Raw genomic sequence first — 19,064 nt, 5'->3', positions numbered from 1 at the left:
CTGTGCGTAGCAGCAGGAGGCGTGCCCAGTCTGCGCCGCCGCCCGTGGACCGGACTGGCGGCCGGGTGCCATCCTGAGCGCGTGACACCGTCCGCTGATCTTTCCCCGCCCCGGCGGCCGATCTTCTTCCCTGTGGTCATTGCCACGGTTTTCTTGACGATCATGGCCATGGTGGGGGGCTACGTCCTGGCCGAACGCCAGCGGGCGAACGGGGACGGGGCGACCAACGTCGGCTCGCAGTCGGAGTCGCCGGCGCCGGCTTTCACCCCTCCCGGCCCGTTCTGCCCGGATCAGACCGAGATCACCGCCCGGAAACTCGGCTTCAGCGGCGACCTGTGGCAGGTTCTCAAGATCTACACCGACAACGACAGCACCTACTGGATCTGCCAGGACGTCGCGGGCAAGCTCTTCTACCAGAGCAAGACCGGCGGCATCGACGCCGAGTTGGTCGAGGGCAGGAACGGGCTCTTTCTGAAGGACGTCCGCCGGATCGGCACCGACACGTACGAGGTGTTCGACCAGAACGAGAACCGCTTCGTGATCACCCCCAGCCTCTTCGAGCTGACGTTCGCCAAGACCGGCAAGACGCAGCGCAACGAGGCCCGGCTGGCGGGCTGAGGGGGAATCCTTCCGCCGCCACCGGGGTTGTTGACAGTGGCAACTGGGCGACCTGGAAAGATTGCCCCTGCATTCTGCAATTCATCCGGCGCTGCTATGCCGGCTGCCATCCAACCGCCCCACCCGCCACCCTTGAGCGGACTAAAGGCTCCACCTATCGATCACGGAGGTAGGGCGCACCGTGGCCCAGTTCATTTACGTCCTGGAAAAGGCGCGCAAGGCGCACGGCGACAAGGTCGTGCTCGACAACGTGACGCTGAACTTCCTGCCCGGCGTCAAGATCGGCGTCGTCGGCCCGAACGGCGCCGGTAAGTCGACGCTGCTCAAGGTCATGGCCGGCATCGAGACGCTGAGCAACGGCGAGGCCCGGCTGATGCCCGGCTACACCGTCGGCATGCTCGCGCAGGAACCCCCGCTGAACGAGGAGAAGACCGTCCTCGGCAACATCGAGGAAGCGGTGGCCGAGACCAAGGCCAAGCTGGAGCGGTTCAACAAGATCGCCGAAGAGATGGCGACCGACTACACCGACGAGCTCATGGAAGAGATGGGTCAGCTGCAGGAGCAGCTCGACAACGTCAACGCCTGGGACCTCGACGCCCAGCTCGAGCTGGCGATGGACGCGCTGCGCTGCCCGCCCCCGGACGCCGACGTCACCCAGCTCTCCGGTGGTGAGCGCCGCCGCGTCGCGCTCTGCAAGCTGCTGCTCGAGGCGCCCGACCTGCTGCTGCTCGACGAGCCCACCAACCACCTCGACGCCGAGAGCGTGAGCTGGCTGGAGCAGCACCTGGCCAAGTACGCCGGCACCGTCATCGCCATCACGCACGACCGGTACTTCCTCGACAACGTGGCCAACTGGATCCTCGAGCTCGACCGCGGGCGCACCTACCCGTACGAGGGTAACTACTCGACCTATCTCGACAAGAAGGCCCAGCGCCTGGCGGTCGAGGGTCGCAAGGACGCCAAGCTCAAGCGACGCCTCACCGAGGAGCTCGAGTGGGTGCGGTCGAACGCCAAGGCCCGCCAGACCAAGAGCAAGGCCCGCCTCGACCGGTACGACGAGATGGCGACCGAGGCCGAGAAGACCCGCAAGCTCGACTTCGAAGAGATCCAGATCCCGCCGGGCCCGCGCCTGGGCAGCACGGTCATCGAGACCAAGGACCTGACCAAGGGCTTCGACGGCCGTACGCTCATCGACCACCTGTCGTTCTCGTTGCCCCGCAACGGGATCGTCGGCATCATCGGCCCCAACGGCGTCGGCAAGACCACCCTGTTCAAGACCATCGTCGGGCTCGAGCAGCCGGACGACGGCACGGTCCGGGTCGGGGAGACCGTCCAGCTGTCGTACGTGGACCAGAGCCGCGAGGGCCTGATGGGCGACCAGACGGTGTGGGAGGTCGTCTCCGACGGTCTCGACCACCTGATGGTCGGCAAGGTCGAGATGCCGTCCCGGGCGTACGTGGCCGCGTTCGGCTTCAAGGGGCCGGACCAGCAGAAGCCGGTCAAGGTGCTCTCCGGCGGCGAGCGCAACCGGCTCAACCTCGCGCTGACGCTGAAGATCGGCGGCAACGTGATCCTGCTCGACGAGCCGACCAACGACCTCGACGTCGAGACCCTGGGCAGCCTCGAGAACGCGCTGCTCGAGTTCCCGGGCTGTGCCGTGGTCATCAGCCACGACCGCATGTTCCTCGACCGGGTGGCCACCCACATGCTCGCGTGGGAGGGCACCGACGAGGACCCGGACAAGTGGTTCTGGTTCGAGGGCAACTTCGAGGCGTACGAGAAGAACAAGGTCGACCGTCTCGGCGCCGAAGCCGCTCGTCCGCACCGGGTGACGTACCGCAAGCTCACTCGTGACTGAGAAATTTGTGCACGACGTGCCCGTACGGTGGTCCGACATGGACGCGTACGGGCACGTGAACAACGCGCGCTTCCTCACCCTGTACGAGGAGGCGCGCGTCGCCATGTTCTTCGTCGGCGCGCGCGAGCACGGTCTGGGCTCCTTCGAGGAGGGCATCGTGATCGCCCGCCACGAGGTCGACTACCTGCGCCCGGTCGACTATGGAGACCCCGTGCGCATCGAGATGTGGATCTCGGAGCAGCGAGCCGCCTCGTTCACCGTCGCCTACGAGCTGTTCGACGACGGCGTGCTGGCCAGCCGGGCCAAGTCCGTGTGCGTCCCGTACAACCTGGCCAACGGCCATCCACGCCGGCTCAGCGAGGCCGAGCGCGAGTTCCTGCGACCGTACCTGGCCTCATGAGCGCCCACGGGCTGCTCGGCGTCCCCGACGCCGGCGCCTTCCTGGCCCGTCTGACCCGGCTCGACCCGGCCGCCCCCGTGCGCCTGCGCAACACCGGCGGGCGGGTCGCCCTGTGGGGCAAGCTCCCGTGGGACGTGCTGGTCACCCGTGAGGTGGCCGGGCACGGTCCGGGCGACGCCACGGTCGCGGCCGCCCAGCTGCTCGCCGTGCTGGCCCGTGGGGGCGACGAGCTACCCACGCTGCGCGACGCCGACTGGCGCTGGCCGTTGCCCCCGCCCGGCGGCGAGACGGTCGAGGCGGTCTCCGGGGCCGAGCTGAGCCGGCTGGCCGAGGCCGCGGCCGGCACCCTGCGCGAGGTCTCGGCGGGCGGGCTGGCCGGACGCAACGTCGGCCGGCGGGCCGTCCGCGACGCCCTCCTCGATCACGTGGCCCTTGTCGTCACGTCACCCGCCGGGCGCTCGGTCGAGGTCTCCCAGCGACTCGTTCAGGCGATCTCCCGGATGGGTTTCCTCGGCCCGGGGGAGACTGAGGCTCCGGATACGCGGGTTCGGGTGGCCGGAAATTGGGTGGGCCTTTCAGCACCATATGGAGTGGCGTGGCTACAGGCCGTCAAGAAATTGACCGTTATGCCTATAGGTGGTCACCCGAAAGGGTGATGCATGGTCGTACGAGCGGTCCCGCCCTCCCGTTGGGGGGATGACCTCCGCGACCGGTACGGGTACCGTCGGCCCTCGGATCCACTCGCTACGTCCGGCAGTGGGTTCGCTGGGGAGTGAGGTGCACAAAGATGCCGTGGTGGTCATGGCGTCCGGGCTCGGCGGCAGGTAACGCGCCGGAGGCCGAGGATGAATCGTCGGCGGCGCGCGGCACGCTGCGTGTCGGTGTTCCGACGCAGCGCGAACCGAGCCGATTGCCGGTCCCGGTGGAAAGCGCCGCGACCGAGGAGCCCGACGTCGTCGCTCCGGTGACGCTCACGCGCATCGGCAAGGCGCTCGATCTGCTCGACATCCGGTTCCTGGCCGACGGCGGCGGGAGCCTGCTGGCGATGTGGGAACGGCACGCCGTGCTGTTCACCCTCGAGGGCCCTGACGACGAAATTCTCGTCATGCGCGCCCGCCCGCACTCGACGGTCCCGCCCGACTGGGCCGACCGCGCCTACCGCGTGGTCAACGAGTGGAACCACACCCGCCGCTTCTGCAAGGCCTACGTGGGCGACCCCACCGAACGCGGCCAACTCCCCATCTACGCCGAACTCCAGGTCCCCCTGGCCGCCGGCACCCATGACGCCCTCTTGACAGAACTCCTGGACTGCGGCGCAGCCGTAGCCACGAGCTTCGTCGACTGGCTCCACGACGAGGGCGCCCTGCTGTAACACGGCTCCGCTTCGCTCCGCGGCGATTTGCCCCGAGAGGCCGATGAGCTGACGCACGATTTTCCGCCGCCGCAAACCCCGCGGCGTCGCAAAATCGCACGTCAGCTCATCGACGGGCAAATCGCGGGTTGCTCTCGTCGGTGATGGCTCTCGTATAAGTAGAACGTCAGAGCGGGAACATTCCGATTCTGCCGTGGTACTCCTTGCCCAGCTGGTCGGTGTCCGAGCCCACGAGCAGGCCCTGCGGGGTGGCGACGAAGACGCGGACGCCGACCCCGCGCTTGCGGGTCGGGTTCCACGAGAGCGCGCGCCCCGTGCTCGGGCTGACCGCGCCGATCCCCACCCGCGACACCGCGCCCGGCCCCGGCCCCTTGGCGTCGGTGCCGTGCGGGTTGTCGAAGTACCGCTGGTGCCCGCCGAGGTAGACCGCCGAGCCCGTCACCGCGACCGCGTACAGCGAGTCCCCACCGGTCCGCTGCACCCACGTCGGGTTGCGCCGCCCCGTGGCCGTGGTCTCGAACCGGGCCGCCGAGTCGCACAGCCGGTCGGGCGACGAGGCCCGCCCGGTCGCCGCGACCACGATGTACGACCCGTCCGGCGAGAACTTCACCTGGCGCAGGTACGTGTCGAAGCCCTTCATGCACTGCGGCTTGTAGGCGTCGGTGTACCAGTTCATCAGCTGGGCCGACGGGCCGGCCACGTCGAACATCGCGATCTGCGTACGGTCGTAGCCGCTCGCCCGCAGCAGCGCCCCCACCGCGACCAGCTTGCGGCCGTCGGGCGAGATGTCGAAGTGCTCGACCCGGGTCCGGCTCAGGCCGGGCGCGCTCAGCCGGGCGTCGAAGCCGGTGTCCACCGCGCCCGTGGCCGAGCTGAGCCGGGCCAGGCCGGTCCGGTTCACCCCGTTGATGTTCTGGAACGTCCCCGCCGCGTACAGCCGGGTGCCGCGCGCCTGCAGGGCCCGGACGTCGCCCCACCCGATCCGGGCCGTGAACGAGCTGACCCGCTGGCCGCCGAGCGTGAGCTTGGTGACGCCGCGCTGGGCCGTGCCGTTGACGGTCTTGAAGGCGCCACCGGCGTACACCGTGCCCTCGGCGCCGGCCGTGAGCGCGTAGACCGCGCCGTCGACCTGCGGGGCGAAGGTGCGGATGGCGCCGTCGCGCAGGCCGTAGGCGAACAGGTTCTTGCGGGCGAAGGTGGTCCGCCGGGCGGCGTCGGTGACCTTGGTGAACGCACCCCCGACGACGACGGTGTCACCCACCACGGCCATCGACCAGACGGTCCCGTCCAGCACGTGCGGGGTGAAGTCGACGGGGTTGGGGGACACCACGGTGGAGTGGGCCATGTCGGCCGCGGCGGGGTGCGCGCACGCCACGACAGCGGCGGCGGCGGTGACGGCGGCGAGCAGGCGGCGGCGCATGGCGGAGCTCCTGATCGTTGCACCCGAAATATCAGGTGATGAGCGGGTAGGTCACCCGCTCAACGACCTAGCGCGGCCGCCGGAAACGATCTCAGGCGTTGACCATGAAGTACGCGGCCCGCTCCAGGTAGTCCCACAACTGGTCGTGCTGCTCCTGGGGGAGCTCGAGGGAATCGACGGCGGCGCGCATGTGCGTGAGCCAGGCGTCGCGGGCGGCGGCGTCGACGACGAAGGGCGCGTGCCGCATGCGCAGGCGCGGGTGGCCGCGGGTGGCCGAGTAGGTGTTGGGGCCGCCCCAGTACTGCATGAGGAACAGCGTCATCCGCTCGGTGGCGGGGCCCAGGTCGTCCTCGGGGTACATGGGCCGCAGCAGGGGGTCGTCGGCGATGCCCTCGTAGAAGCGGTTGACGAGGCGCCGGAAGGTGGGTTCGCCGCCGACGGCGTCGAAGAAGGTCGGTGCGGTCACCGTTCCATCCTGCCAGGTGTAAGGAGCGGCGACCGCCGCGGTCAGGGCCGCTCGGGTGTGACGCTGGTCGTCGCCACGGTCGGCCGAACCGGCGCCGGGAGCGTGGCCGGCGGGGGCGAGGCCGGCGGCGGGGGCGTGGCCGGCGGCTCGCTGCGGGTGGCCGCGTCGGTGGCCGCGGTGAACGTGGCGGCGCTGGGCCAGCGGTAGGCGAGCAGGCCCAGGGCGATCGTGCCGCCCACGCTCCACAGTCCGACGACCATCGGCAGCCAGAAGTGGTCGGCCAGCAGGCCGGTCACCATCACGGCGCCGAACTGGCTGAACTGCAGCCCGGTCTGCATCACGCCGTACGCCCGGGCACGGTAGCCGTGCGGCAGGATCAGCACGAACTTGCCGTTCAGGGTGGGCACCACGCCGCCCTGGGCGATGCCGGACAGGGCCACCATGATGGCCACGATCGGCGGCGGGGGCGCGGCCAGCGCGGGCACCAGCACGAGGGCCGACAGCACGGCCAGCGGGCGCACCAGCCGGTCGCGCAGCGCGGGCCCGGCCAGCCGGTTGATCAGCAGGCCGCCGACCACGAAGCCGATCGGTCCGGCCGCCATGATCAGGCCCTGGTTGAGGCCGCGGGCGGCCGGATCGGTGCTGCCCTCGGCGGCCCAGGCGGCGGCCAGGCCCTCGGGCACGATCGCGAACATGGTGAGGACGAAGACCATGATCGCGATGGCCCGCAGCGTGGTCGAGCCGAACACCAGGCGGTAGCCCTCGGCCGACTCGCGCAGCAGGTGGCGGCGCTGGGCCCGGTTGTGCGCGGACGGCCGCGGCCGCACGTAGGCGGCGATCAGCAGGGCCGAGACCGCGAACGTGAACACGTCGATGACCAGGGCCACCTGCGGGTTGATGGCGGTGGCCAGGGCCGCGCCGGCCAGGTAGCCGAAGACCTGGGCCGCCTGCACGCTGGTGGCGTTGGTGGCGACCGCGATGGGCAGCATCTCGCGCCCCACTACCAGCGGCTGCAGCGCCGAGCGGGCAGCCTGGGTCGGTGGTGTGCCCAGGCTGGCCAGGAAGACGATCAGCAGCATGACCGGGATCGGCGTGTGCGGGACGAGCAGCAGCGAGATCAGGACCATGCGGTAGATGTCGGCGGCGATCAGCACCCGGCGGTACGGGTAGCGCTCGACCAGGGCCGAGAGCACGGTGCCACCGATGACCCAGGGCAGGAACGTGACCGCGAACGCCGCCGCCGACAGCAGCACCGACTTGCTCTGCTCGTAGACCAGCACCGTGATCGCGGCCCGGGCCAGGTAGTCGCCGACCCAGTTGGTGACGAGCGAGAGGTGGAGCGCCCGATATTCGCGATTGGCAAAGAGATCACGGAATGTGATCAGCCGCTCGCTCTCCGTAGGCGCGTCGACACTGGGTGTCGTACGCGCATCCGGGTTTTCGGACACCAGGCCCTCCATCGATCTCGGCATTCCGCCTGTTCAGGCGGTCACCGGGGCACGCCCCCGTGGGGCCGGCGCCCGAGGAGGAACGTGATGCCGCATGTGCGAATGCTCAAGCGGATTCTGCCCGATCGTCCGAGCCGATGCTAGGGCGTACGGGCGGAATGTCGGCCATTCGGTCGAGGGCGGACATCACCCGGAAGAACTAATCCCAGCTCAGGTCGCCCCGCCCGGCCGCTCGTCGGGTACGGAATTTCCGAGGTACGGCGGGGGCACGGCGCCGCGCGGGAGCAATCGAGAGGCGGCGATGCGTTCGGAGAGCCCGGAGGTCTCCAGCGACTCGGTCAGCGCTCGCCTCAGCTCGCGCTGAACGGTCACCTGGCCGTCGGCCGTGGTCTTGGCGATGGTCCGGATCGTCGCGCCGTCGACGGTCAGTTGCTCGACGCCGACCACGTCCGGCGGCTCCAGGAACTCGGTCTGGTGGTCGGGCTGCTCGGCCACGGCCGCGGCCGCCTCGCGCAGCACGGCGATGGCCTGCTCCGAGTTGACGAAGCCGATCGGGATGTCGATCACGACCATGGCCCAGCCCTGGCTCTTGTTGCCGACCCGGATGATCTCGCCGTTGCGGATGTACCAGAGCACGCCGCGTGCGTCGCGGATCGTGGTGATGCGCAGGCCGACCGTCTCGACCACGCCGGTCGCTTCGCCCACATCGACCGTGTCGCCCACGCCGTACTGATCCTCGAGCAGCATGAAGAGACCGGCGATCAGGTCCTTGACGAGGCTCTGGGCCCCGAAGCCGAGGGCCACGCCGACGATGCCGGCGCTGGCCAGCAGCGGCCCGAGGTTGAAGCCGAGCTCACCGAAGACCAGCAGGGCGGCCATGGTGTAGACCACCGCGCTGACGAAGCTGCGCAGCACCGACCCGATCGCCTCGGCCCGCTGCCGCCGGCGCTCGGGGATGAACTGGCCGTCCTCGGCCGTCGCCGTGACCTTCTCGCGCAGCGGCCGCAGCAGCGCGGGCATCGAGGCCCGGCTCGAGGTGTGGGTCAGCCGGTCGATCGCGCGGTGCAGCAGCCACCGGACGACTATCGCGATCAGGATGATGCCGATGATGCGCAGCGGCTTCACGATGACCACGTAGCTGCTGTTGGCGAGCCACTGGTTGTTCGTCCACTCGAAGACCCGGCTGCACACGACGTCGGTGTCGCAGATCGCCGACACGTCGGGCGACTGGAAGTAGTCGGCGGGGGTGGACGAGCTCGGACCGGGGTTGGGGGCTAGCAACAACACGGGGAGCCACCGTACCGGGCGCGGTTGAACCGGCTCCCAGGCACCGCACAGCGATGTGACCTCAGACGTTTACCGTCCGGCCACGGATTGTGCTCGCAATTTGGTCATTCGTCAGGGACTATTGGCGCACGGGACCTCGTTGCTGAGGCCTCGCTATCTGACCTTGGACACCATCAGGAGCGGTGACAGCACTTACACCGAAGGGTGACAGCGATGCCTGACATACGACCTACAGTGGGCTCTTCCGCGTTGGTTCTGAACGCCACATACGAGCCGCTGTGCGTCGTATCCGTGCGTCGGGCGACCATCCTGGTGCTGACCGCCAAGGCAGAGTGCGTCTCCGACGGTGACGGCCTGCTCCACAGTGCGCACACCACCCTCCCCGTCCCGTCCGTGGTCCGCCTGACCAGGTACGTGAAGGTTCCGTACCGCACCCACGTCGGCCTGTCGCGCCGGGCGATCTTCGCGCGTGACGGGGGCCGGTGCGCCTACTGCCGGGGCTCGGCCGAGACCATCGACCACGTGTTCCCGCGCAGTCGTGGTGGCCTGCACGCCTGGGACAACGTCGTGGCGGCCTGCGCCAAGTGCAACCACAGCAAGGGCGACAAGACCCCGGCCGAGCTCGGCTGGCGGCTGCACCAGATACCGGCGGCGCCCCGGGGCGTGGCCTGGCGGGTGCTCGGGCACCGCACGCCCGACCCCCGTTGGGCTGACTGGCTCGACCTCCCCGCCGCCCCGGCCGTCACGGCTGAGGCGGCTTGATTTTTTCTCAGGTCTTCTTGGCCGAGACCAGCGACGCGAAGACCACGATGTTGTCGGAGTAGCCGGTGCTGCCGCCGACCCAGCGGCCGCCGCACGTCACCAGGCGCAGCGACGGCCGGCTGTAGTCGCCGTAGACCCGCTGCACCGGCAGCTTGCCCTTGTCGAACTTCTCGACCGAGTTCACCTCGAAGACCGCGACCGAGTTGTCAGCCCGCGTCACCTCGATCCGCTGCCCGGCCCTGAGCTTGGGCAGGGCATGAAAGACCGAGGGTCCCGTACGCGTGTCAGCGTGCCCGACGATCAGGGCCGGCCCGAACTGTCCCGGGGTCGGCCCGCCGTCGAACCAACCGGCCTCGTTGTGCCGCTGCAGCGGCGGCACGTCGACCGACCCGTCCGACGCCTGCCCCACCTCGAGGATCGGGGCCTGCACGTTGATGGCCGGGATGCTCAGCCTTTCCGGGCGGCTCGGGTCGAGCACCGGGAACGCGCGCGGCGGGGGCTGGTTCCTGTCCGCCCCGCCGAACAGGTTGCCCAGGTCGAGGTTGGTCGCCGCCCCGAGTCCCATCGCGACCACGAACAGGCCCAGGAAGAGCAGGGCGAGCGCGACCATGCCGATCGGCCACGGCTTCTTGCCGCGCATCGGCCGGGGTGGCTGCCGGGGCTGCGGCCGGGGGCTGGGGGCGCGAAAGGGCGGACGGCCGCGGGTGCGCGGCGGTGGTGGCAGCGGGCCCGTGATGGTGCCGGGCGGCGGCGCCACGATCTGGGCCGGGCGTTTGCGCAGCACCGACTCCGGCATGCGCGGCCCGCCCACTATCCGCTCGGCCGTGCCGTCGGCGGTGTTCCGGGGCGGCTGTCGGGTGGCCACGCGCGCCTCAGCCGAGCCGCCGCCGGCGCAGCGACACCACGCCGAGACCGATGGCCGCCGCGATGACGGCGAGGCCGCTGCCTATCAGCAGGGGAGCGTCGCGCCCGGGAGCAGTGCCGCCCCCGCCGGTGGCCGGACCGCGGGCCGGCTGCACCTTGGCCACCACGTGCAGGGTGGCCGGCGCGGTGGCGCCGTCGGGGCAGCGCAGGTCGATCCGGTAGTCGCCGGGGCGGGTGCTCGACGGCACCCGGGCCGTCGCGGTCAGGAAGCCGTAGCGCGGGGCCACGGTGACCGTGCCGAACAGCCCGGACGTGACCGTCGCCGCCTTGAGATTGTCGTCACACGAGGCGCGGAGCCCGACCTCGTCGCCCGCCGGGACCGTGCTCGGGCTCAGCTCGAGGAAGACCGCGGCCCGGGCCGCGGCCGCGGGCTGAGCGGTCAAGGGGATGAACAGGACAGAAAGGCCCAGAGCGAGCGCCGCCAGGGCGGCGGGGACGGACAAGCGCATCGATTCCCCCTCCTGCCGTTCGAGGGCGCGTGGGCACGAACGGCGCGTGTGGGTGATTTTCGCACCCCGCGGCCATTTCCGCGTAGATCCCGACGGCGTGAGCCTCTGGTTCGACACCCGACGGTCCGGGACGCTCCGCGCTCCGCTACCGTGACTGGTGTTCGTTTCATCAGGGAATTCAGGCGCCTGGGGGCGTTGAGGTTGTCAATTCTGAGCACCGTGCTGATCTATCTGATCATTCCGGCGGCCGTGATCGCGCTGGTCGCCGCGCTCGTACTGGCGGGCAGCCGCAGCGAGAAGCCCGACCGCCGTTACCGGCCGGGCCGTCCGTACACGTTCCAGCCGATCTGGTTCCTGGCCGCGCCGGAACAGGTCACCGGGCACGACCAGCCGGCTCTGGCCGGCTCCGGGCCCGCCCCGGCCCTCACCGGTCCCGTGCTCGAGGACAGCACCGGCGCCCGGGTCAAGGCCGGTCCGACAGGAGGCGCAAGTGACAGCTGGTGACCTGGCCGCTCAGGGCGCGCACGAGCAGCCCCTGACCGAGCTCGACCACCCCGGTGGCGACACCATCGTGGCCCACAACCACGCCGCCGACGGTCCTTTCACGACCCGGCAGCTGCTGCGGCTCGACCACGCGCTGCGCGTGGCCAACGACGAGACGGGCCTGACCTTCAGCGTCTACCTCGGCGAGTTCGAGACGCCGGCCCGCGAGTTCGCCGAGAAGCTGCACAAGCAGGTCGAGCGGGCCGAGCGGGCGGTCCTGATCGCGGTCTCGCCCAACCAGCGCAAGCTCGAGATCGTCACCGGCAACGAGGCGCGCAAGCGCATCTCCGACCGGGACGCCAAGCTGGCCGGCCTGTCCATGGCGGCCGCGTTCGCGGGCGGCGACCTGGCCGGCGGCGTGGTCGCCGGTCTCGACCAGCTGGCCACCCACGCCGGCCGCTCTTAGTCAGATCTAGGACAGAGCCCTCGCCCCACCGCTGGTGGGGCGAGGGTTCCTGTCGTTGTGCGGGATCGGAAACCGGGCGGTAACAACACTGTGCCGATAGTCTGATCACCCCGTGCGACGAAGCGCCGTGGAGGTGGTCCGGTTGGTGATGACGACCTGGTTCACGGCCCCCGAGGGGCAGTGGACCGAGCCCGACCTCCACCTTTTCCCGCAAGACGGGCACCGCTACGAGATCGTCGACGGCAGCCTGCACGTCGCGCCGCCCGAGCCCGAGTCGCACGAAGCCCTCGTGCGCGCCGTCGTCACCACGCTGCGCGCGGCCGCGCCGCCCGGCTGGTGGGTCTGCGACCGGCTGGGGATCGAGATCGGCCCGAGCAATCTGGTGCCCGACGTCACCGTGCTGCGGCCCCGCTCGTCCGGGGCGGTCTGGTGCGACCCGGCCGACGTGGCTCTGGTCGTCGAGGTCGAGACGAGCGCCACCCGCCGCTTCGACCGGCTGCTCAAGCCCTCCCTCTACGCCGAGGGCGGCATCCCGGCTCTCTGGCGGGTCGAGCCCGGCCGGGTCAGTCCGATGCTGAGGACGTACGAGCTGGGCGCCGCCCGCTACCGGGCCGTGCACAGCATCGAGGGCGCCGAGCCGGTCAAGCTCGACGCCCCCTATCCGGTCCGTGTGGCTCCGGCTACCTGGCTTTAACCAGCTGCTTTGTCCTTCGCGCGGGCCTTGAGGGCGCGGACGATGCCGTCGCGGCCCTCGGCGACCAGGCGCCGCAGCGAGGCCGGCTGCCCGTCCCGGGTCAGCCAGGCGTCGGTCAGCTCGACCGTGCGCTCGCTGACCTGGTAGACCGGGTAACCCATCTGCACGAACTCCTGCGCCGGCTCGCTGTCCGAGCGGGCCCACACGTCGCCCACCACGTCGAAGTACTTCTCGGCGTAGGGCGCGGTCAGCTCGGCCTGCTTGGCGCTCTGGAAGCCGCTCAGCAGCGAACGGTTGAGCCAGTTGGGCAGGTCGGCCTCGCCGGTCAGCTCGCCCCACACCCGGGCCTTGTTCTCGATGGTGGGGATCAGCGCCCGGGCCACGGCCGCCTCGCGCTCGCCGCTGGCCGTACGGTCCGAGTTGAGCTCGTCGGAGATCTGCTCCTCGGTCGCCGCGCCCAGCGAGGCCAGCGACTGCAGCAGCGACCAGCGCAGCTCGGTGTCGACGACCAGGCCCGCGGGCACTCCCTCGCCGGCCAGCCAGCCACGCAGCACGGCCTGCTCCTCGGGCGTGCGGGAGGCCGTGATCAGCGAGCGGGCCCAGCTCAGCTGCCAGCCGCTGCCGGGCTCGGCCGCGGCCAGCGACGTCCGGGCCAGCTCGGCCAGCTGGGCCCAGCCGGTCGGCGTCCAGGCAGGGTCGGCGTACTGCGCGACAGCGGTCGCCGCCTGCCGGGCCGTCCAGGTGGTGAGGTTGATGTCGGTCTCGGCGGGCAGGCCCGAGCAGACCAGCGTCACGTAGTCGCGCGTGGCCATCTCACCGTCGCGCAGCATGTCCCACGCCGCGTTCCAGACAAGCGCGCGGGACAGCGACGAGTCGAGCCCGGCGATGTGCCGCACGACGACGGCCAGCGAACCCTCGTCGAGCCGCAGCTTCGTGTACGACAGGTCGTCGTCGTTGAGCAGCACGACATCGGCCGCGCGCACACCGGCGAGGGCCGGGATCTCGGTGCGCTCCCCGGTCACGTCGATCTCGAGCAGGTCGCGCCGCACGAGGCGCTCGCCGTCGAGGTCGTACAGGCCGACCCCGATCCGGTGGGTGCGCAGCGTCGGGTAGTCGGCCGGGGCCTCCTGCAGCACGACCACCTTGGCGTACGTGCCGTCCGGCCCGACCTCGACGATCGGGCGCAGCGTGTTGACCTGGGCCGTCTCGAGCCACTGAGCCGCGAACTTGCGCAGCTCGCGGCCGGACGCCGTCTCGAGCTCGGTGAGCAGGTCGTCGAAGGTGGCGTTGCCCCAGGCGTGCCGCCCGAAGTAGGCGCGCAGGCCGGTCACGAACGAGTCGAGACCCACGTACGCCACCAATTGCTTGATGACACTCGCGCCCTTGGCGTAGGTGATGCCGTCGAAGTTGACCTCCACCGCCTCGAGGTCGGGCATCTCGGTGTAGACCGGGTGGGTCGAGGACAGCTGGTCCTGGCGGTAGCCCCAGCTCTTGCGGACGGACAGGAACGTCGTCCAGGCGTCGGTGAAGCGGGTGGCGTGCGAGCTGCACCAGTGGCTGGCCCACTCGGCGAACGACTCGTTCAACCACAGGTCGTTCCACCAGCGCATGGTCACGAGGTCGCCGAACCACATGTGGGCCATCTCGTGCAGGATCGTGTTGGCGCGCTGCTCGTACTCGAAATCGGTGACCTGCGACCGGTAGATGTAGTGCGACTCGGCGTGCGTCACGCAGCCGAAGTTCTCCATCGCGCCGGCGTTGAAGTCGGGCACCCAGAGCTGGTCGTACTTGGGCAGCGGGTAGCGCACGCCGAACTGCTGGTGGAAGAAGTCGAAGCCCTGCTTGGTGATCAGGAACAGGTCGTCCGGGTCGAGGTACTGCGCCATCGAGGCGCGGCAGAAGACGCCGAGCTCGATGCCGTCGTGCGAGTCGCGCACCTCGTGGTACGGCCCGGCGCAGATCGCCGTGATGTAGGTGCTCATCCGGGCCGACTTCTCGAAGTGCACGGTCTTGGCGCCGGGGCCCGCGGCCTCGTCGCGCTCGGCCGGCATGTTCGAGATGGCCTTCCAGTGCTTCGGCACCGTGACGTGCCAGGTGTAGACGCTCTTGAGGTCGGGCTGGTCGAAGCACGCGTACACCCGCTGGGCGTCCGCCGTCTCGAACTGGCTGTAGAGGTAGATCTCCTTGTCGACCGGGTCGAGGCTGCGCTGCAGGCCCTGGCCGCTGGCCGAGTAGAAGAAGTCGGCGTCGACCACCAGTTCGTTCTCGGCGGCCAGGCCGGTCAGGGTCAGGCCCTTCTCGGCCGAGAAGCCGGTCAGGTCGACCGGTTCGCCGTTCAGGGTCGCGGACCGCACCGACGAGGCCGCGGTCTCGATGAAGGTCTCCGCACCGGGCTCGCGGCAGGTGAACGTCACGACCGTGGTGGAGCGGAAGGTGCCGTCGCCGGGGTTGCCGTAGCCGTCGGTCAGATCCAAGGTGATGTCGTATCCGGCGACCTCCAGCAGGCGGGCCCGCTCGGCCGCCTCCACCTGGGTCAAATTACGAACTCCGGCCACAGTCACTCTCCTCTGAGCGCACAAGCTTTCCTCGCCAGCCTAGGCGGCAGCCAGGTGTCCCACCTCACCCGGACCGTAACCCGCGCCGGTAGCGACACGAGATAGTTGCGTGGAGGAGTATCTGGTTCATGACTGAACGCGCCACGGTCGACATGTGGTTCGACCCCGCCTGCCCCTGGGCCTGGATTACTTCGCGCTGGCTGCTCGAGGTCGAGCAGGTCCGCCCGCTCGACATCCGGTTCAACGTGATGAGCCTGGCCGTGCTCAACCAGGGCCGCGACCTCTCGCCGGAATACACCGGCTTCCTCGAGAAGGCCTGGGGGCCCGTACGGGTCTGCATCGCCGCCGAGGAGGCCGCCGGCCCGCAGGTGCTGCGTGATCTCTACACCGCCCTCGGCACCCGGATCCACCTGCGTAAGTACGAGTTCGGCGAGCAGCTCTACACCGAGGCCCTGACCGAGGTCGGCCTCGACCCGGCGCTGGCCGACGCGGCCGGCAGCAACGCCTGGGACGACGCGCTGCGCGGCAGTCACGACGCCGGCATGAAGCCGGTCGGGCTGGACGTCGGGACCCCGGTCATCCACGCCCCCGGCCCCGGCGGCGGCGACGACAAGATCGCCTTCTTCGGCCCGGTCGTCACCCCGGCCCCCAAGGGCGAGGCCGCCGGCCGGCTCTGGGACGGCGTGATGCTGGTCGCCGGCACCCCCGGCTTCTACGAGATCAAGCGCACACGTGACGTCGGTCCGGTATTCGACTGATCGCGGGAAAAGCGCCACCGGCGCCTCCGGCCCGTCGTTGGATGAGGGTGATACACACCTCATCCCACGCGGAGGCGGAAATGGCGGACTCGGAAGCCGTCGCTCCATCGGTCATCTCGGTCCACCGCGACGACTGGACAAATCTGGCGCCCGAGCTGGCCGCGCTGGTCGCGCCGCCGGTCACGGTCTCGGCGGTGCCGTTCGAACGGCCCGTCGGCCCCTGGCGCCGCGGTCAGCAGGCCAGGTCACGGGGCAACATGCCCGTCGGACGGCACCGCCGGGCCGCCCGGTAGCTTCTTGAGTCATGACGGTCGCGCATCCGATCAGCCGGGCCTGGGTCACCACTGGTGGCACGGGCGCCCAGAACTACGACGAATTCGCCGACGACGCCGAAATCACGTCCATCATCGCCGACAATCCGCATAGTTCACTCGCTGTCGAGATGCCGCACCTGGCACCCGAGTCGCTGGGCCAGACCTTCGCCGCCTCGCTGCCCGACGCGGTGGCCCGGCTCGCGCTGCAGCGGGCCGAGGGTCTCTACACGCCGGCCGACTCGGTCGTCGTGCTCTACCGCATCACCGCGGCCGGCGAGTCCCCGGCGTACGGGCTCTGGAGCCTGGTCGACACCGACCAGATCTCCACCCGGGCCGACGAGCCGGGCCTGGTCATCCGCAACGAGGACGTCTTCCTGGAAAAGGTCCGCGAGCGCGTCGCCCTGGCCGAGGCAGTGGGGACGCTGCTGTCGCCGGTCCTGCTGCTGCAGACCGGCCAGGGTGAGCAGCTGCACGCGGCCCTGGCCGCCGCCACCGACGCGGCCGGCGCCCCGGCCGCCACCGACGTCGACCAGACCGGCCGCACCCACGCCATCTGGGTGCTCGGCCCGGGCCCCCAGCAGGACGAGTTGCTGGCCCTGGCCGGCGGGGGCGAGCTGGTCGTGGCCGACGGCAACCACCGCAGCCTGGCCGCGCAGACGGCCGGCCTGTCGCGCTTCCTGGCCGTGGTCACCACGCCCGCCTCGGTCGCCATCCAGCCCTACAACCGCCTGGTCAGCGAGCTGCCCCTGGCTCTCGACGAGATGCTGGCGCGGCTGCGCGAGGCCGGCGCCACGGTCACCGAGGTGCCGCGGCCGGCCCAGGTTCCCAGCAAGGGCACCGTCGAGCTGTACGCGGCCGGGCGGTCCTTCACCGTCGGGCTGCCGGTCAACGTCAACCTGCCCGACGTCGACAACCTCGACCACGCGCTGGTCGAGCGGGTGCTGCTGCGCGACGTGCTCGGGCTCGACCCGGGCGACAAGCGGATCAACTACGTGGGCGGCGACTATCCGGCCGAGTGGCTGCGGGGCGAGGTCGAGGCGGGCCGGTCCGAACTGGCCGTGCTGATCGCTCCGGTCACCGTGGACGACTTCGTCCGGGTGAATCTGGAACGCCAGAAGCTGCCCCGCAAGAGCACCTGGTTCACGCCCAAGGCGCGGGGCGGCCTCGTCCTCAGCCAGCTCGACTGATCATGCTCAACCCTCAGATCACGGCGGCGGCTTGGTTGCGAGCCCAGCCGCCGGCCGATCTCACCGATCCGTACGAAATGCTGTATTTCATGCGGCAGGCGATGGAGGACTCGAACGAGGACGAGTGCGGCCCCGCCCTGCCGCTGCCGGTAGTGGTCGACGTGGACGCCGGGGGAGTGCCGTGCCGGCTCTACGCCGCCAAGGTCGACGCGCCCGTCTTCGTCTACGTGCACGGCGGTGGCTGGTGCTACGGCAGCATCGAGACCGTCGACCGCGCGTGCCGGCGGATCGCCGACCGGTCCGGCTGCGCGGTGCTCTCCGTCGGCTACCGGCTCGCCCCGGAACACGTCTTCCCGGCCGCTCTGGACGACGTGGAGACGGTCATTGCGTACGTCCGGAAGGCGGGCGCCGAGCTCGGTGTCGACCCGTCCCGGCTGGCCATCGGCGGCGACAGCGCGGGCGGCCAGCTCGCCACTGTCGTCGCCCGGCGCCAGCGCGACGCGGCCACCCCGCTCGACCTGCAGGTGCTCATCTACCCCGCGATCGACCCGATGACCGCCTCCGAGTCGTACGACGAGGTCGGCTCGTACGGCCTCGACCGGGCCTCGATGAAAGTGGCCTGGGAGACGTACGCCCCGGACCCGATGACCCGGTTCACGCCCGACGTGGCCCCGCTGGCCGCCGAGAGCCTGGCCGGCCTGCCGCCCACGCTGATCATCACGGCCCAGTACGACGCCCTGCGCGACGAGGGCGCCGACTACGCCGACGCGCTGCTGGCGGCGGGCGTGCCCGTCGTGCACACCCGCTACATGGGGGTGAATCATGGATTCGCCCGCAAGCTCGCGGTGATCGACGACGCGCGGGTGGCCACCGATCAGGTCGCCTCCTACCTGCGTGCGGCCTTGTGCTTCTGACATTTCTGAGAGAGTGAGACCATGCGCGTCTATCTGGGTTCCGACCACGCCGGTTACGAGCTGAAGATGCACCTCGTGAACCACCTGATCAAGCAGGGGCACGACGTCGTCGACGTGGGGCCGCACGTCTACGACCCGGACGACGACTACCCGGCCTTCTGCCTGCACACCGGGGCCAAGGTGGTGGCCGACGCGGGCTCGCTGGGCATCGTGATCGGCGGCTCGGGCAACGGCGAGCAGATCGCGGCCAACCTGATCGACGGCGTGCGGGCGGCGCTGGTCTGGCGCACCGAGATCGCCCAGCTGGCCCGTCAGCACAACGACGCCAACGTCATCGCCATCGGCGCCCGCGAGCACACGCTCGACGAGGCCACCGGTTTCGTCGAGACGTTCCTGGCCACCCCGTTCTCGGGCAACCCGCGCCACGCCCGCCGGATCGCCCAGCTGGCCGAGTACGAGGCCGGCCGCCCCGCCCTGCCGGAGCTCCCGGCCAGCTGAACTAGCGGTTGCGGGGCAGTTCCTCGCGCGGCACCCAGTTGCGGCGGACGATCGTGAGGTTGCGGTCGGCCTCGGCCAGGTCTTGCTCGCTCGGGCGGGCGGCGTCACGGGCGCGCAGCGCGGCGCCCACGCTGACCTGCGACGACCCCGAGCCGACGAGGCCGCGCAGGCCGCGTTCGAGCTCGCGGTCG

Annotated in this window: 21 protein-coding genes and 1 pseudogene; 14 read left to right on the top strand and 8 right to left on the bottom strand. The window is 70.5% G+C overall.

What is annotated here, in order from left to right:
* Positions 1-162: 162 nt before the first annotated feature.
* The 5 genes from M1L60_RS45430 to M1L60_RS45410 all read left to right on the top strand — a co-directional run bounded on the left by M1L60_RS45430 (position 163) and on the right by M1L60_RS45410 (position 4,248).
* Positions 163-618 carry a hypothetical protein gene (locus M1L60_RS45430; protein ID WP_253243840.1) on the top strand — a complete coding sequence of 152 codons (456 nt, stop codon included), beginning with the start codon at positions 163-165 and terminating at the stop codon, positions 616-618.
* A 181-nt stretch (positions 619-799) separates the two neighbouring features.
* A complete protein-coding gene (ettA, locus tag M1L60_RS45425) occupies positions 800-2,476 on the top strand; it encodes an energy-dependent translational throttle protein EttA (protein WP_253243839.1) in 1,677 nt (558 codons plus the stop codon).
* Positions 2,469-2,876, top strand: coding sequence for an acyl-CoA thioesterase (locus tag M1L60_RS45420; protein ID WP_253243838.1), 408 nt, complete (start codon positions 2,469-2,471; stop codon positions 2,874-2,876). Before ettA ends, M1L60_RS45420 begins: the two co-directional genes overlap by 8 nt.
* Entirely contained in the window at positions 2,873-3,532 is a 660-nt protein-coding gene (locus tag M1L60_RS45415; RefSeq protein ID WP_253243837.1) for a DUF8185 domain-containing protein, read from the top strand. The genes M1L60_RS45420 and M1L60_RS45415 overlap by 4 nt, the downstream gene beginning before the upstream one ends.
* A gap of 131 nt (positions 3,533-3,663) precedes the next feature.
* Positions 3,664-4,248, top strand: coding sequence for a type III secretion system chaperone family protein (locus M1L60_RS45410; RefSeq protein ID WP_253243836.1), 585 nt, complete (start codon positions 3,664-3,666; stop codon positions 4,246-4,248).
* 166 nt (positions 4,249-4,414) lie between these two features.
* On the opposite strand, the gene M1L60_RS45405 is transcribed toward M1L60_RS45410, so the two are convergent.
* The 4 genes from M1L60_RS45405 to M1L60_RS45390 form a co-directional block, all read right to left on the bottom strand.
* Positions 4,415-5,668 (bottom strand): delta-60 repeat domain-containing protein, encoded by a 1,254-nt coding sequence (locus M1L60_RS45405; RefSeq protein WP_253243835.1) that lies wholly within the window; start codon positions 5,666-5,668, stop codon positions 4,415-4,417.
* A 91-nt stretch (positions 5,669-5,759) separates the two neighbouring features.
* Positions 5,760-6,179 (bottom strand): globin, encoded by a 420-nt coding sequence (locus tag M1L60_RS45400; protein ID WP_256518741.1) that lies wholly within the window; start codon positions 6,177-6,179, stop codon positions 5,760-5,762.
* Positions 6,176-7,582 carry an MFS transporter gene (locus M1L60_RS45395; protein ID WP_253243833.1) on the bottom strand — a complete coding sequence of 469 codons (1,407 nt, stop codon included), beginning with the start codon at positions 7,580-7,582 and terminating at the stop codon, positions 6,176-6,178. The genes M1L60_RS45400 and M1L60_RS45395 overlap by 4 nt, the downstream gene beginning before the upstream one ends.
* A 210-nt stretch (positions 7,583-7,792) precedes the next feature.
* Positions 7,793-8,869 carry a mechanosensitive ion channel family protein gene (locus M1L60_RS45390; RefSeq protein WP_438862226.1) on the bottom strand — a complete coding sequence of 359 codons (1,077 nt, stop codon included), beginning with the start codon at positions 8,867-8,869 and terminating at the stop codon, positions 7,793-7,795.
* A 213-nt stretch (positions 8,870-9,082) separates the two neighbouring features.
* Between M1L60_RS45390 and M1L60_RS45385 the strand changes: the two genes are divergently transcribed.
* Complete coding sequence (locus M1L60_RS45385; RefSeq protein WP_253243832.1) at positions 9,083-9,631, top strand: HNH endonuclease; 549 nt, start codon at positions 9,083-9,085, stop codon at positions 9,629-9,631.
* A gap of 7 nt (positions 9,632-9,638) precedes the next feature.
* Here the strand turns inward: M1L60_RS45385 and M1L60_RS45380 are convergent, their stop codons facing one another.
* A complete protein-coding gene (locus tag M1L60_RS45380; RefSeq protein ID WP_256518737.1) occupies positions 9,639-10,427 on the bottom strand; it encodes a class F sortase in 789 nt (262 codons plus the stop codon).
* Positions 10,428-10,503: 76 nt separating this feature from the next.
* Entirely contained in the window at positions 10,504-11,004 is a 501-nt protein-coding gene (locus M1L60_RS45375) for a hypothetical protein (RefSeq protein WP_253243830.1), read from the bottom strand.
* A gap of 219 nt (positions 11,005-11,223) precedes the next feature.
* On the opposite strand from M1L60_RS45375, the gene ctaJ reads away from it, so the two are divergent.
* The 3 genes from ctaJ to M1L60_RS45360 all read left to right on the top strand — a co-directional run bounded on the left by ctaJ (position 11,224) and on the right by M1L60_RS45360 (position 12,647).
* On the top strand, positions 11,224-11,508 hold the full coding sequence (gene ctaJ, locus M1L60_RS45370) for an aa3-type cytochrome oxidase subunit CtaJ (protein WP_253243829.1): 285 nt from the start codon (positions 11,224-11,226) through the stop codon (positions 11,506-11,508).
* 64 nt (positions 11,509-11,572) lie between these two features.
* Positions 11,573-11,953: a DUF5130 family protein gene (locus M1L60_RS45365; RefSeq protein WP_253243858.1), complete on the top strand. Its 381-nt coding sequence runs from the start codon at positions 11,573-11,575 to the stop codon at positions 11,951-11,953.
* Between the two features lie 112 nt (positions 11,954-12,065).
* Positions 12,066-12,647, top strand: coding sequence for a Uma2 family endonuclease (locus tag M1L60_RS45360; RefSeq protein WP_253243828.1), 582 nt, complete (start codon positions 12,066-12,068; stop codon positions 12,645-12,647).
* Here M1L60_RS45360 and pepN read toward each other — a convergent pair.
* The gene (gene pepN / locus M1L60_RS45355) at positions 12,644-15,202 is read right to left on the bottom strand and encodes an aminopeptidase N (protein WP_253243827.1); all 2,559 of its coding nucleotides are present in this window, start codon (positions 15,200-15,202) and stop codon (positions 12,644-12,646) included. The genes M1L60_RS45360 and pepN overlap by 4 nt on opposite strands.
* A gap of 128 nt (positions 15,203-15,330) precedes the next feature.
* On the opposite strand from pepN, the gene M1L60_RS45350 reads away from it, so the two are divergent.
* From M1L60_RS45350 to M1L60_RS45330, 5 genes are all read left to right on the top strand, one after another.
* On the top strand, positions 15,331-15,960 hold the full coding sequence (locus M1L60_RS45350; RefSeq protein ID WP_253243826.1) for a mycothiol-dependent nitroreductase Rv2466c family protein: 630 nt from the start codon (positions 15,331-15,333) through the stop codon (positions 15,958-15,960).
* An 80-nt stretch (positions 15,961-16,040) separates the two neighbouring features.
* Positions 16,041-16,253, top strand: a complete 213-nt coding sequence (locus M1L60_RS45345; RefSeq protein WP_253243825.1) for a hypothetical protein — start codon at positions 16,041-16,043, stop codon at positions 16,251-16,253.
* Between the two features lie 11 nt (positions 16,254-16,264).
* On the top strand, positions 16,265-17,461 hold the full coding sequence (locus M1L60_RS45340) for a DUF1015 family protein (protein WP_253243824.1): 1,197 nt from the start codon (positions 16,265-16,267) through the stop codon (positions 17,459-17,461).
* A 2-nt stretch (positions 17,462-17,463) separates the two neighbouring features.
* Positions 17,464-18,375 carry an alpha/beta hydrolase gene (locus M1L60_RS45335; RefSeq protein WP_253243823.1) on the top strand — a complete coding sequence of 304 codons (912 nt, stop codon included), beginning with the start codon at positions 17,464-17,466 and terminating at the stop codon, positions 18,373-18,375.
* Between the two features lie 21 nt (positions 18,376-18,396).
* Positions 18,397-18,873, top strand: coding sequence for a ribose-5-phosphate isomerase (locus tag M1L60_RS45330; RefSeq protein ID WP_253243822.1), 477 nt, complete (start codon positions 18,397-18,399; stop codon positions 18,871-18,873).
* 1 nt (position 18,874) lies between these two features.
* Here the strand turns inward: M1L60_RS45330 and M1L60_RS45325 are convergent.
* Positions 18,875-19,064 (bottom strand): annotated as a pseudogene (locus M1L60_RS45325) (hypothetical protein); the annotation flags it as partial.

It is taken from the genome of Paractinoplanes aksuensis (assembly GCF_024137025.1).
GTDB lineage: Bacteria > Actinomycetota > Actinomycetes > Mycobacteriales > Micromonosporaceae > Actinoplanes > Actinoplanes aksuensis.
Note: the sequence above shows the minus strand (reverse complement) of the source record. Positions and strands in the feature narration are given on the sequence as shown.

Bases quoted from the DNA above. Each gene is read 5' to 3' on its own strand.
- M1L60_RS45430 (WP_253243840.1), top strand. From the start codon at position 163: ATGGCCATGGTGGGGGGCTACGTCCTGGCCGAACGCCAGCGGGCGAAC.
- M1L60_RS45415 (WP_253243837.1), top strand. From the start codon at position 2,873: ATGAGCGCCCACGGGCTGCTCGGCGTCCCCGACGCCGGCGCCTTCCTG.
- M1L60_RS45410 (WP_253243836.1), top strand. From the start codon at position 3,664: ATGCCGTGGTGGTCATGGCGTCCGGGCTCGGCGGCAGGTAACGCGCCG.
- M1L60_RS45405 (WP_253243835.1), bottom strand. From the start codon at position 5,668: ATGCGCCGCCGCCTGCTCGCCGCCGTCACCGCCGCCGCCGCTGTCGTG.
- M1L60_RS45385 (WP_253243832.1), top strand. From the start codon at position 9,083: ATGCCTGACATACGACCTACAGTGGGCTCTTCCGCGTTGGTTCTGAAC.
- M1L60_RS45380 (WP_256518737.1), bottom strand. From the start codon at position 10,427: ATGCCGGAGTCGGTGCTGCGCAAACGCCCGGCCCAGATCGTGGCGCCG.
- M1L60_RS45375 (WP_253243830.1), bottom strand. From the start codon at position 11,004: ATGCGCTTGTCCGTCCCCGCCGCCCTGGCGGCGCTCGCTCTGGGCCTT.
- M1L60_RS45350 (WP_253243826.1), top strand. From the start codon at position 15,331: ATGACTGAACGCGCCACGGTCGACATGTGGTTCGACCCCGCCTGCCCC.
- M1L60_RS45345 (WP_253243825.1), top strand. From the start codon at position 16,041: ATGGCGGACTCGGAAGCCGTCGCTCCATCGGTCATCTCGGTCCACCGC.
- M1L60_RS45340 (WP_253243824.1), top strand. From the start codon at position 16,265: ATGACGGTCGCGCATCCGATCAGCCGGGCCTGGGTCACCACTGGTGGC.
- M1L60_RS45335 (WP_253243823.1), top strand. From the start codon at position 17,464: ATGCTCAACCCTCAGATCACGGCGGCGGCTTGGTTGCGAGCCCAGCCG.
- M1L60_RS45330 (WP_253243822.1), top strand. From the start codon at position 18,397: ATGCGCGTCTATCTGGGTTCCGACCACGCCGGTTACGAGCTGAAGATG.